This window comes from Xanthomonas sp. Leaf148 (assembly GCF_001423585.1).
In the GTDB taxonomy this organism is placed as follows: Bacteria; Pseudomonadota; Gammaproteobacteria; order Xanthomonadales; family Xanthomonadaceae; genus Xanthomonas.
In genome coordinates this window covers 447228-459635 of the sequence record NZ_LMOP01000009.1, presented here as the reverse complement: position 1 = coordinate 459635, position 12408 = coordinate 447228, and the positions used below count along the sequence as shown (strand labels likewise).

11 protein-coding genes are annotated in these 12408 nt (G+C 66.3%); 4 read left to right on the top strand and 7 right to left on the bottom strand.

Annotated features, from left to right (window positions below):
* Window positions 1-3 precede the first annotated feature (3 nt).
* The gene (ybaK, locus tag ASF90_RS14220; RefSeq protein WP_055851292.1) at window positions 4-477 is read left to right on the top strand and encodes a Cys-tRNA(Pro) deacylase; all 474 of its coding nucleotides are present in this window, start codon (window positions 4-6) and stop codon (window positions 475-477) included.
* A 174-nt stretch (window positions 478-651) separates the two neighbouring features.
* Here the strand turns inward: ybaK and ASF90_RS14215 are convergent, their stop codons facing one another.
* From ASF90_RS14215 to sufT, 5 genes are all read right to left on the bottom strand, one after another.
* Window positions 652-2349 (bottom strand): S8 family peptidase, encoded by a 1698-nt coding sequence (locus ASF90_RS14215; protein WP_055851289.1) that lies wholly within the window; start codon window positions 2347-2349, stop codon window positions 652-654.
* A gap of 341 nt (window positions 2350-2690) precedes the next feature.
* Window positions 2691-4100: a S8 family peptidase gene (locus ASF90_RS14210; protein WP_055851285.1), complete on the bottom strand. Its 1410-nt coding sequence runs from the start codon at window positions 4098-4100 to the stop codon at window positions 2691-2693.
* Between the two features lie 263 nt (window positions 4101-4363).
* Window positions 4364-6109 carry a S8 family peptidase gene (locus ASF90_RS14205; protein ID WP_055851474.1) on the bottom strand — a complete coding sequence of 582 codons (1746 nt, stop codon included), beginning with the start codon at window positions 6107-6109 and terminating at the stop codon, window positions 4364-4366.
* A gap of 314 nt (window positions 6110-6423) precedes the next feature.
* Entirely contained in the window at window positions 6424-7509 is a 1086-nt protein-coding gene (locus tag ASF90_RS14200) for a branched-chain amino acid aminotransferase (protein WP_055851283.1), read from the bottom strand.
* A 65-nt stretch (window positions 7510-7574) separates the two neighbouring features.
* Entirely contained in the window at window positions 7575-8129 is a 555-nt protein-coding gene (gene sufT / locus ASF90_RS14195) for a putative Fe-S cluster assembly protein SufT (RefSeq protein WP_011260066.1), read from the bottom strand.
* 174 nt (window positions 8130-8303) lie between these two features.
* On the opposite strand from sufT, the gene ASF90_RS14190 reads away from it, so the two are divergent.
* Complete coding sequence (locus tag ASF90_RS14190; protein ID WP_055851280.1) at window positions 8304-8723, top strand: hypothetical protein; 420 nt, start codon at window positions 8304-8306, stop codon at window positions 8721-8723.
* Between the two features lie 773 nt (window positions 8724-9496).
* On the opposite strand, the gene ASF90_RS14185 is transcribed toward ASF90_RS14190, so the two are convergent.
* Both ASF90_RS14185 and ASF90_RS14180 read right to left on the bottom strand, forming a co-directional pair.
* Entirely contained in the window at window positions 9497-10966 is a 1470-nt protein-coding gene (locus ASF90_RS14185; protein ID WP_055851470.1) for an NAD(P)(+) transhydrogenase (Re/Si-specific) subunit beta, read from the bottom strand.
* A gap of 109 nt (window positions 10967-11075) precedes the next feature.
* Window positions 11076-11387 (bottom strand): NAD(P) transhydrogenase subunit alpha, encoded by a 312-nt coding sequence (locus ASF90_RS14180; RefSeq protein WP_055851467.1) that lies wholly within the window; start codon window positions 11385-11387, stop codon window positions 11076-11078.
* A 113-nt stretch (window positions 11388-11500) separates the two neighbouring features.
* Between ASF90_RS14180 and ASF90_RS14175 the strand changes: the two genes are divergently transcribed.
* Both ASF90_RS14175 and ASF90_RS14170 read left to right on the top strand, forming a co-directional pair.
* Window positions 11501-12064, top strand: a complete 564-nt coding sequence (locus ASF90_RS14175; protein ID WP_055851277.1) for an RNA polymerase sigma factor — start codon at window positions 11501-11503, stop codon at window positions 12062-12064.
* Entirely contained in the window at window positions 12061-12408 is a 348-nt protein-coding gene (locus ASF90_RS14170) for a hypothetical protein (protein ID WP_055851274.1), read from the top strand. The genes ASF90_RS14175 and ASF90_RS14170 overlap by 4 nt, the downstream gene beginning before the upstream one ends.

The following is a 12408-nucleotide window of genomic DNA, read 5'->3' as shown; positions in this document are numbered from 1 at the left end:
GTCATGAGCAAGGCCACTCGCGCGACCAAGGCATTGGACGCCGCCGGCGTGGCCTACGTGCTGCACCCTTACGACTATCAACCCGACGCGGACGCCAAAGGCCTGCAGGCGGCAACCGCGCTTGGGCTGGCACCGCAGACGGTACTGAAAACATTGATGGCCTGGGTCGACGACCTGGCCGTGTGCGCAGTCATTCCCTGCAACCGGCGCCTGTCGCTGAAACAACTGGCCAGCGCGTGCGGCGGCAAGTCCGCTCGCATGATGGACGTGGCCGATGCCGAACGCCGCACCGGCTACAAGGTGGGCGGTATCAGCCCGCTCGGCCAGCAGCGGCAGGCACCGGTGCTGATCGAAGCCACCGCGCTGGACGCACCGGCACTGTGGATCAATGCCGGCCAGCGTGGCTTGCTGCTGGAATTGCCCGGCGCGCAGCTGCTGCAGGCACTCACTGCACGGGCTTGCGCGCTGTGCGAGTAACAGCGGCCAACAAACCGTAGCGCACCCGTCAGGTCCGCATGGACGGCATGCTCAGCACCGGAACGTAGGCGTGGTACAGACCGCACCCAGCATCGGCCGCGCCCACCTGGTGGTAAGCGCAGCCGGTGTGTCGGCGGTCTTAAGCCCGCATCGAAAGCCGTGCTCCCGCGATGCTCAGTACGTCGCCGTGACGCTGACCCCTGAAAACGCCAGCGTCGCCTTCAACCGCACGTAATACGTGCCGGCCGCCGGTGCGTTCAATGTGCAGCTGTCGGCATTGCCTGGCAGCAGGCTGCGGCAGGTGTAGGCGGTGTCGGTGGGCAGTGCAGCTGCGCGTAGCGACAGATCCGCATTGCCGCTGCCTCCGTTGAGCGCCACCTTGAGCGAGCGCGTACCGGCCGGCACGTTGATCTGGTAATACAGCACGTCCGACTGCGCTGCACTCAAACCGGTACGTGCCACATTCCTGGCCAAGGTGGTCGACGCGATCACCGCCGCCACCGCGCCATCGGCATTGACCAGCCCCGCACCGCACCCCTGCGTGCAGGCAACCGGCAACGGCCGGGCGCTACTTTTGAGCAGGGCTTTCACCATGGCCGGCGTGAGCGGATTCAGCGCCACCGACTGCATCAGCGCCACCACACCAGCCACATGCGGTGCAGCCATCGAGGTGCCGCTGTAAGACGCATACGCCGCATTCCCCGGTACCGTGGTGCCGCTGTTGAGCGTGGAGACGATGGCCTGCCCCGGCGCTGCAATATCCACGCCTTTGCCGAAGTTGGAGAAGCTGGCCTTGGCGCCCGCCGAGGTGGTGGCCGCCACTGCGATTACGTTCGGGCAATTGGCCGGCACGCTGGTGGCCACATCCATATTGCTGTTGCCTGCCGCCACCACCACCGAGCTACCACGCGTCACCGCACCGGCGATGGCTGTGCTCAGCGTTGTCGAACAACTCCCCGCACCACCCAGCGACAGATTGATCACCGTGGCCGGATTCGGATTGGCCGGCACACCGGTGACCTTGCCGCCCGATGCCCAGACGATCGCATCGGCGATATCGGACATGTACCCGCCGCAGCGGCCCAATACGCGCAGCGGCAGCAACTTGGCATTGAACGCCGTGCCGACCACGCCGCCGGCATTGTTGCCGACCGCCGCCACGATGCCGGCCACATGCGTGCCATGCCAGCTGGAGCTGGAGGCGGACGCACCGGCCCCGCACTCGTTTGCCGCCGTCCAGTCGCCCTGGTCGGCGGCATTAGCGTCGCGCGCATTGCCGTCGCGCGCCGTCGCCGGGTCGACGATGAAGTCGTAGCCGGGCAGCACATTGGCGTCCAGATCCGGATGCTTGGTGATGCCGGTATCGATCACCGCCACCACGATGCCCTTGCCGGTGGTGCGGTCCCATGCCGGCCGGATGTTGAGACCGGCGGTGCTGGTGCCCATCGCCCACTGCTGCGGCACGCCGGGATCGTTGGGCACCAGCAAGGGGCGCATCAATACGTCCACTTCCACACGTTTGACGGCCGGGTCGGCGGCAAGGCGCCGCATCAGGCTTTCCGCATCCACGCGATCCAGTTTGCGATCGGCCACCAACAGCATCGGGCCGGTGCTGAGCCGGCGCGTGGCGGACAACCCCAGCGCGCGCCCGCGCTGTGCAGGCACGGCGCTGGCGATCTCGCGCCACGGCGCAGACAGGCCGGTCGCACGGCTGCTGCCGACACGGTCCTTGTAGCTGACGATGAAACGTTGATGGGTGGAACTGGACGCCAGCCCTTGCAGGCTGACCTCGCCGGCAGTGGCATAAAACGTGCAGGACAACGCACAGACAAACGCAGCGTGGCGCAGCACACCAACCGAGACATGCGACATGGATCAACCCTCCCCAAGGAGCTGAAAATTCGGAAGACAACGCGCTGACGCCCTCTGCGACGCGCACTGCCTGATCGTGGGGCGGTTGCACACGGCCATGCCTCACGTGCGGTGGCTATCGGCGCGCCGTTTGCGGGGCTGAAGCGGCAGCAAGGCTCCCCCATGCGCTTTGTTCAGCCATTGCCTCCGCCGGTTGGCCGACGCCCAGTCGTGGCCTATGCCCAAACGCACACTGCCCCGCCGAAGCGGGGCAGTGCAGGATTCAAAACACCGACAGCTGCGTCGGGGCCGGCCCGACGTCGATGCCGGCGGTCAGGCCGGCATCGCGCCTCGCCTTCGCCTTACGGGGTCTGGCTGACCGCACCCGCCGCGTTGACGATACCGGCGCCGCAGCCGCCCGAGCAGGCGCCCGGCAACGGACGTGCGGTGTTCTTCAGCAGGGTTTCCACCGCCGCCGGCGTCAGCGGACGGCTGGCCGCCGATTGCACCAGCGCAACCACACCGGCCACGTGCGGGGCCGCCATCGAGGTGCCGTTGTAGGACGCGTAGCTGGCGCTGCCCGGCGTGGTGGTGCCGCTGTTCAAGGTCGACAGGATCGCCGAGCCCGGGCCGGAGATGTCGATGGTGGTGCCGAAGTTGGAGAAGCTCGAACGCGCACCGGCCGAGGTGATCGATGCCACCGAGATCACGTTGGCGCAGCTGGCCGGGGTGAAGTTGGCCACGTTGGCATTGCTGTTGCCGGCCGCCACCACCACCGTGGTACCGCGCGACACCGCACCGTTGATGGCGTTCTGGTAGGTGCTGGAACAGGTGCCGTTGCCGCCCAGCGACATGTTGATCACCTCGGCCGGATTGGCGTTGGCCGGTACGCCGGACACCGTGCCGCCGGACGCCCACACGATGGCGTCGGCGATATCGGATGTTGTGCCACCGCAAAGGCCCAGGGCGCGGATCGGCACGACGCGCGCATTGAATGCGGTACCGGCAACACCGGTGCTGTTGTTGGTGACCGCGGCAATCGTGCCGGCCACATGGGTGCCGTGCCAACTCGAATTGGCGGCCGGCACGCCGGTTCCGCACTGGTTGGCAGTACGCCAGTCGCCCTGGTCAGCCGGATTGTTGTCGCGGCCGTTGTTGTCGCGCGCGCGCGCCGCATCGCTGATGAAGTCGTAGCCCGGCAGCACGTTGGCATTGAGATCCGGGTGACTGGTAATGCCGGTGTCGATCACCGCCACCACCACCCCGGTGCCGGTGGCGGTATCCCAGGCCGGACGCACGTTGATGCTGGACGAGGTGGTGCCGAAGCCCCACTGCTCGGACAGCCGCGTGTCGTTCGGGGTCAGCGTCGGATACATGATCTGATCGATTTCCACGTAGTCCACGCTCGGATCGGCGGCGATGCGGCGCATCAGCGTCTCGGCTTCGGCACGGTCCAGGCCACGGCTGGCCTTGAGCACTTCCGACCCCAGCGCGGTGCGGCGCACGTGGCTCAGACCCAGCGCGCGACCGGCGCGGGCCGGCACGGCGGAGGCGACCGAATTGAGCGATGCGCGCATCGACGTCGGGCTCACTGTCGGGCTGCTGCCGTCCTTGTACTTGACGATGAAGCGGTCCAGCGTGGGCTGCGATTCCAGACCGGACAGATTGACCTGACCGGCAAACGCCGGCACGGCCAGCAGGGAGGTCAGCGCGGAAACACCCAGCACTACCAGTGCGCGTGTAGGTGCACGACGTTGCGACACATTGGACATCGATCGTTCCTCAAGAAGTAGAAGTGCCGCAGCTGCGGCGAGATGACCGAGCCCTTGCCGCAACACCGCGGATCGGGCCGGACGAAACGGGCGCTGGCGCCCGTCGAAACGACTGACCGGTGTCCATTCCGGCCGAGCGGCAATGCCCTGCCTGCGCCTGCCGAAACGGCAGACGTGGGCGGACATCGCAGATGGGGTGTCGCGCTGGGACAGCGCTGCCTGGCCACGCGGCCAGACAGCGCAACAGCGTCGAACGGCAACGTTTAGTAGCTGGCGCTCAAGGTCACGCCAGAGAACGTGCTGTACGCCTTGACCCGCACGTAATACGTGCCGGAGGGCACGCTGATGTTGCAGGTTTCGGTATTGCCGCTGAGGTACGGACGGCAGGCGTAGGTGGTGTCGGTCGGTGCACTACCGGCGCGCACGTACAGGTCTGCATCGCCGGTGCCGCCGCTGATCGCCACGGTCAGCGTGCCGCTGCCGGCGGGAACAGCGATGGTGTAGTTCAGCTCCGCACCGCTGGCCGCGCCCAGGCCGCTGACCGGCGTGCCGTTGGTCAGCGTGTTGCCGGTTCCGCCACCGCCACCACCGTTGCTGCCGCTGATGGCCGCCGTCACCGCGGCGTCGGCATTGACGATGCCGGCACCACACCCGCCGGAACAGGCACCCGGCAACGCGCGTGCGGTGTTCTTCAGCAAGGTTTCCACCGCTGCCGGAGTGAGCGCGGTCGGCGCGACCGACTGCACCAGCGCGACCACGCCGGCCACATGCGGCGCCGCCATCGAGGTGCCGTTGTAGGACGCGTAGCTGGCACTGCCCGGGGTGGTGGTGCCGCTATTGAGCGTGGACAGGATCGCCGAGCCGGGCGCGGACACATCGATGCCGGCGCCGAAGTTGGAATAGCTGGCCTTGGCACCCGCCGAGGTGGTGGCCGCCACCGCGATCACGTTGGCGCAGTTGGCCGGCAGCGAGCCGGACACGTTGGCCGAGCTGTTGCCGGCCGCCACCACCACAGTAGTGCCGCGCGACACCGCACCGCTGATGGCGTTCTGCATGGTGGTCGAGCAGGCACCGCCACCACCGAGCGACATGTTGATGACCTCGGCCGGGTTGGCGTTGGCCGGAATGCCGCTGACGCTGCCGCCCGACGCCCACACGATGGCGTCGGAGATGTCCGACAACGAGCCGCCGCACTTGCCGAGCACGCGCACCGGCACGACCTTGGCGTTGTAGGCGGTACCGGCCACGCCGGTGCTGTTGTTGGTCACCGCAGCGACCGTGCCGGCCACATGGGTGCCGTGCCAACTGGAATTGGAGGCCGGAATCCCGGTGCCGCACTCGTTGGCGGCATACCAGTCGCCCTCGTCTGCAGGGTTGCTGTCGCGGCCATTGCCATCGCGCGCAGCCGTCGCGTCGCTGATGAAGTCGTAGCCGGGCAGGATATTGGCGCTGAGGTCGGCATGCGTGGTGATGCCGGTGTCGATCACCGCCACCACGACGCCGGTCCCGGTGGCCTTGTCCCAGGCCGGACGGATGTTGAGGCCGGCATTGGTGGTGCCAAAGCCCCACTGCTCGGACAGCCGGGTGTCGTTCGGGGTCAGCGTGGCGCGCAGGATCTGGTCCACTTCCACGCTCTGCACGTTCGGGTCGGCGGCCAGTTGCCGCATCAGGGTCTCGGCCTCGGCACGGTCCAGCGCGCGGTCGGCCTTGATGAGCTCGGGCCCCAGCGCCAGACGGCGCACCGCGTTCAGACCCAGCGCCTTGCCGGCCTTGGCCGGAACCGCGCGTGCGGCGGTGCGCAGCGAGGTGCTGAGCACAGTGGGACTGGCCAGCGCAGTGCTGCCGTCCTTGTAGGTCACAATGAATTTCTGGTGGGTCTGGGCAGTGGCAAGACCGTCCAGGTAGACCTCACCGGCAAACGCAGGTGTTGCCAGCAACAGGGAGGTCAGCGCGGTGGCGCCCAGGACGGTAAGCGTGCGAGGACGCTTGCGGAATGACTCGTTCGACATCGAATTCCCTTCCAAATCAAAGAGAACCGCCTTGGCGGTGTAATCCGGCACCGCCTGCATAGGTCGGCGCCGAGTCCCCGAATCAATCCCCTGTTATTGATCCGTTCAGCGAACCTATCCCACTCCAACCAGACTGGACAATACGAAATCGACACTTTTGAAACTTAAATATCAGTTTTGTGACAAGCGTCATGTCTGCTCAGTCCGCTTCCCACAGTTTTTTGACGGGATGCATGTCGCTCTGCTGCATGGCAGGCAAAAAAAAGCCCCTGCGCTGACGCGCAGAGGCCTGTTTTTGACGCTGTAGCGCTGACTCAGGACAAACGTACCAACCAGCCATGCCGGTCCGGCACGCGGCCGTACTGGATATCGGTCAATTCCTGGCGCAGCGACATGGTCACCTCGCCCGCCGGCGCGGACAGATCGCCCACCGCAAAGCCGTCGCCCTTGAGCTCACCGATCGGGGTGACCACCGCGGCGGTGCCGCAGGCAAACACTTCGACAATCTCGCCCGACGCCACGCCCTGCTTCCATTCGTCGATGGACACCTTGCGCTCGACCACACGCATGCCGCGGTCGCGGGCCAGCTGCAGGATGCTGTCGCGGGTGATCCCTTCCAGGATGCTGCCGGACAGTTCCGGGGTCACCAGGCTGCCGTCCTGGTAGACCAGGAACACGTTCATGCCGCCCAGTTCTTCGATGTACTTGCCTTCGACCGGATCCAGAAACAGCACCTGCGAGCAGCCCTGCGCATAGGCTTTCTGCTGCGGCAGCAGCGAAGCGGCGTAGTTGCCGCCGCACTTGGCCGCGCCGGTGCCGCCCTTGGCCGCACGTGCGTATTCGGTGGACAACCAGATCGACACCGGCGCCACGCCCTTGGCGAAGTACGGGCCGGCCGGACTGGCGATCACGTAGTACGAGGCCTTGTGCGCGGCGCGCACGCCCAGAAAGGCCTCATCGGCGATCATGAACGGGCGGAAATACAGGCTGGTCTCCGGCGCCGACGGCACCCAGCCGGCATCCACGGCCACCAGCTGGCGCAGCGATTCGACAAACAGGTCCACCGGCAATTCCGGCAGCGCCAGACGACGCGCCGAGCGCTGCAGGCGTTCGCCGTTGGACTGCGGGCGGAAGGTCCAGATCGAGCCATCGGCATGCCGGTAGGCCTTGATGCCTTCGAAGATCTCCTGGCCGTAATGCAGCACCGACGCGGCCGGGTCCAACTGCAGCGGGCCATAGGCACGCACTTGCGCGTCGTGCCAGCCCTGCTCGTTGTTCCAGGAAATGGCGACCATGTGGTCGGTGAAATGCAGCCCGAAACCGGGCGCGGCCAGGATCACGGACAGTTCGTCGGCGCTGCGCGGCGACGGAGAACGGGTGGAAGCGAAGGACACGGACACCGGAAGATTCCTGTATGGCGGGCGAAAGGACACGGCGCCACATCTGCGGACATGGCGCCTGACGATCAGAGCATGCCGGTCTCGAGACGGGCCGCTTCGGACATCATATGCCGGCCCCACGGCGGGTCGAACACCAGCTCGACATCGGCCTCGGCAATGGTGGGGATCATTTCCACCTTGCTGCGCACGTCGTCGACCAGGATCTCGCCCATGCCGCAGCCGGGCGCGGTGAGCGTCATCTTGACGTCCACCCGGCGCTGATTGTCCTCTTCGCGATGGCTGACCACCGCTTCGTAGACCAGGCCCAGATCGACGATATTGAACGGAATTTCCGGGTCGAAGCAGGTGCGCAACTGCTGCCACACCAGTGCTTCCACTTCTTCGTCGCTGGCGTTGGCGGGCAATTCCAGCCCCGGCGGGGCCTCCTTGCCGATCGCATCGCCATCCTTGCCGGCAATGCGGAACAGATTGCCTTCGACAAAGACCGTGTAGCTGCCACCCAGGGCCTGGGTGATATAGCCATAACTGCCTGCGGGCAGGGTCACCGAATCGCCCTGCGGCACCATGACGGCATCGCAATCGCGTTCGAACTGGACGGGTTCGCTGCTACGGGAGTACATGGGCTGGATATGGGGCCGCGCCGGACGCGCGCAAGTCGGCCATTCTAGCCGACCGCGATGGCGCCGCCGCCGCTGGCCGCCAATCCCTTCAACGACGCTGCATTCCATCTACCAATGCAGTGCGTCGCAAAGTGCGGCATGCGCTCTATCATGTGTGCACTGTCAGGAGCTCCAATGCCGCCCACCTCCGCGTCCGCCAGAAGCGCCCACTGGCTCTGGCCCCCGCTCCTGTTGCTGGGAAGCGTCACCGCCCTCATCGCCTGGCTGCTCATCGCCCTTGCGCTCGGCAACCAGGCCGGCTGGATGGCGGTACTGGTTGCACTGGAAGTGGTCTGGATGCTGCGCCTGGGCACACTGCGCGCCGGCAGGTTGCGTATCGGCGTGGCGGTGGCGACCACCGCATTGATCATCGTCGGTGCCAACTGGGGCATTGCCTCGGCGCAACTGGGCGGGTCGCTGGGCCTGGACCCGTGGACCTCGGCCCAGAAAATGGGCCCGCGCCTGGCCTGGACCCTGCTGCAACTGGCCAATAATGCGTTCGACCTGCTGTGTTATTTCGCAGCGGTGGTCGTGGCGTGGTGGGCTGCGCGCTGAGCAAGGCGCAGTTGTCGCGGTAGCCGAAGCAGCAATGCGTTGAAGCGGATGCCTCGGTCATACAGATCCAGATGGCGCTGTTCTTCGAAGGCTGTCGTGCCTCTTTGTGACGACGCAGCGATGCCCGGAGCTCTGCGACTTGGCTGCAGGGCCCTTGCCCGCCCACCGTCGCGGGACACGCTGCAAGTACGCCCTTGTAAGCTCTTTGGCGGCATCCATGCCGCCAAAGGTCCCGCGACGGTGGGTGGGCAAGGACCAGTCAAGCTGGTCGGTGTGTGTGGTTGCGAGCAGGGCATGACGTGCGCTGATCGGGTCACTGTGCGTCGACCAGCTTCTCACCACCTTCTCATCGCAAGCCGAGCAGCAGACCGGCTTCAAACACGCAATCCAAACACTTTCATTTGCATAGCGCGGCGCAAGACCCGCAGCACGCTTTCAAGAAAGCAGCCGACCAACTCTCTGGTGCGGTGTCCTCGCCGATTGCGGGACCCTTGGCGGCATGGATGCCGCCAAGGAGCCTCCAAGGACGGATTCACGGCGTGTCCCGCAAGCGGTGAGGGCACCGCACCCTCGACGAGCTGAGCGTTGGACTACCTCTGGACACTGCTGCGACTCGAAAGCTCGGCAGCTTGTTTGCGACTGGCTGGAGATTGCGGATAGATCACGCGTGAGCTGCCGATCTGCGCCTCAGCTGCAAGGAACTTGGCAGCGAGCACACCGCCCTCGACCAATCGGCTTCTCAAGTGCATCCGCGACATCAGTCTTACGAGACCTCAATGCCCGCCCCCATCCAGCGCCTTTAGCTCGCTGACCAGCGCGCTGGCCGCTTCGGCACCGTCGCCGTAGAGCATGCGGGTGTTGTCGGCGTAGAACAGCGCATTTTCGATGCCGGCAAAGCCGGTGCCCTTGCCGCGCTTGATCACCACCGTATTGCGTGAATTGACCACGTCCAGGATCGGCATGCCGTAGATCGGGCTGGCCGGGTCGGTCTTGGCGACCGGGTTGACCACGTCGTTGGCGCCGATCACCAGCGACACATCGGTGCTGGCGAACTCGGGATTGATGTCGTCCATGTCGGCGATCAGGTCGTACGGGACGCCGGCTTCGGCCAGCAGCACGTTCATATGCCCCGGCATGCGCCCGGCGACCGGGTGGATCGCAAACTTCACCTTGACCCCGCGCGCGATCAGCCGCTGCGCCAGCTCCCAGATCTTGTGCTGCGCCTGCGCCACCGCCATGCCGTAGCCGGGCACGATCACCACCCGTTCGGCGAAGGCCATCATCGCGGCCACATCGCTGGCCTCGATGGGTTTTTGCGCGCCGCTGATCTCCTGCGCCTGCCCGCCGCCACCGAAGTTGGAAAACAGCACGCCGCTGATCGGCCGGTTCATCGCCTTGGCCATCAGCCGGGTCAGCAGAATGCCGGCCGCGCCCACCATCATCCCGGCAATGATCAATGCCTCATTGCCCAGCACATAACCTTCAAACGCCACCGCCAGGCCGGTAAAAGCGTTGTAGAGCGAAATCACCACCGGCATGTCGGCACCGCCGATCGGCAGCGTCATCAACACGCCCAGCGCGAGCGCCACGGCGAAGAAGGCGATGATCGCCAGCGGCTGCAGGCTGGTGGCGGCCCAGATGCCGAGTGCCAGGACTGCCAGCGCCACCAGCAGATTGACCGCCTGCTGGCCGGGGAAGGTCACCCGTCGGTCAAGCCGGCCGTCCAGTTTGGCCCAGGCGATGATCGAGCCGGACAACGACACCGCCCCGATCGCCGAGCCGATCACCGCCAGCATCACCGTGGTGGTGTCCGGCCGCCGCGCCGCCAGTTCGGCGATCGCCTGCGCGCTCCAGTGCGCAGTGTCGCGATTGGCGAAGAAGGAAAACCGCAGCAGCTCCACCGCGCCAATCGCCGCCGCCGAGCCGCCGCCCATGCCGTTGTACAGCGCCACCATCTGCGGCATGTCGGTGATGGCCACCTTCTTGGCCGACCACCACGCCACCCCGGTGCCGATGGCCAGCGCTGCCAGGATCAGCGGCACGTTGTGCAGTTCCGGCAGGAAGAACGTGGCCACCGTGGCGATCAGCATGCCCAGCCCCGCCCAGCGGATGCCGCTACGCGCGGTCCTGGGAGAGGCCATGCGTTGCAGGCCGAGCAGGAACAGGGTCGCGGCGATCAGGTAGCTACTCTTGATGAGGATCGGCAAAAGGTGCATCAGCAGCCACGCTCCAGAGAAGGACATCTGCCCGAACGGCAGCACATAAGCCAGGAAGCCCAGCGCGAAGCCGAGCAGCGGGACAAGCACGGCCGCGGCCAGCACCGCTGCGATGCGATGCGTAGGCGCCGTACGTTCAATCTTTCGCGTCGCGCTTGGCCGGATCCGGCTTGCTGGATTTGAACATGTCCAGCATCCGCTCGGTCACCACATAGCCGCCGGCTGCATTGCCCGCGCCCAGCACCACCGCGACGAACCCCAGCGCTTTTTCCAGCGTGGTGTCGGCATGCCCAAGCACCACCATCGCGCCGATCAGCACGATGCCGTGGATGAAGTTGGAGCCGGACATCAGCGGGGTATGCAGGATCACCGGCACCCGCGAGATGATCACGTGGCCGGCGATGGCCGCCAGCATGAAGATGTACAGCGCTACGAACCCGTCGCTCATCGTCTTTCGCTCCACTGGCCGGTGCGGCCCGCCGATCATACCCACGCATCGGGCATGTCAACCGAATCGGCGCTGGGCCGTTGACGTCGTATCGTCTTCGCGGAAGCTACGCTGTGCTGGTGGGAACCCCTTTCGATCCGCAGCCTTCTACAACGGCCGCCGCCGTCCCCGTGTCGCTGGATGCCTTTTTGGCGGGCATCGGTCCGCGTGCGTTCCGTTTTGCCGAGGCCGGTCTGCGTCACCGCGAAGACGCGCTGGATGCCGTGCAGGACGCCATGGTCAAGCTGCTCGGCTACCGTGAACGGCCGGCCGAGGAATGGACACCGCTGTTCTGGAGCATCCTGCGCAGCCGCATCATCGACCTGCAGCGCCGCCGCACGTTCCGGCTGAAATTCTGGGCACCGGCCGAGCGCGCCGATGACGAAGGCCCGATCGAGTGGGCCGACCCCGGCATCGGCCCGGTCGGCGCGCAGCAACATCAGCAGGCCTACCAACGGCTGGTTGAGGCGTTGCGTAGCCTGCCGGCGCGCCAGCGCGAGGCGTTCACGCTGCGCGTGCTGGAAGACCTGGATGTGGCCACCACCGCCAAGGCGATGGGCTGCTCCGAAGGCTCGGTCAAAACTCACCTGTCGCGCGCGCGCGACGCGTTACAAAAACAGTTCGAGGATTTCCTGTGAACCGCTCCCACGATCCGGCCCAGTTCGATGCGCAACTGCGCCAACTGCATGCCGCCGCGCTCACCAGCCTGCCGCCGCAGACCCTGGCACGCCTGCGCCAGGCACGCCACGCGTCGGCGCCGCGTCCACGCCGCGGCTACTGGTTGCTGGCCACCGCCTGTTCGGGTCTGCTGGCCGTCGCTATCGGCCTGCAACTGCGACCGGGCGACACTGCACCCACAAGCGTCGCGCCGACCCAGGCAGTGGCCGGCAACAGCGCCGGCACCGACACCGACGACCTGCTGACCCAGAACCCCGACCTGTATGTCTGGCTCGGGTCCGATACCGCTTTGGCCATGGAATGA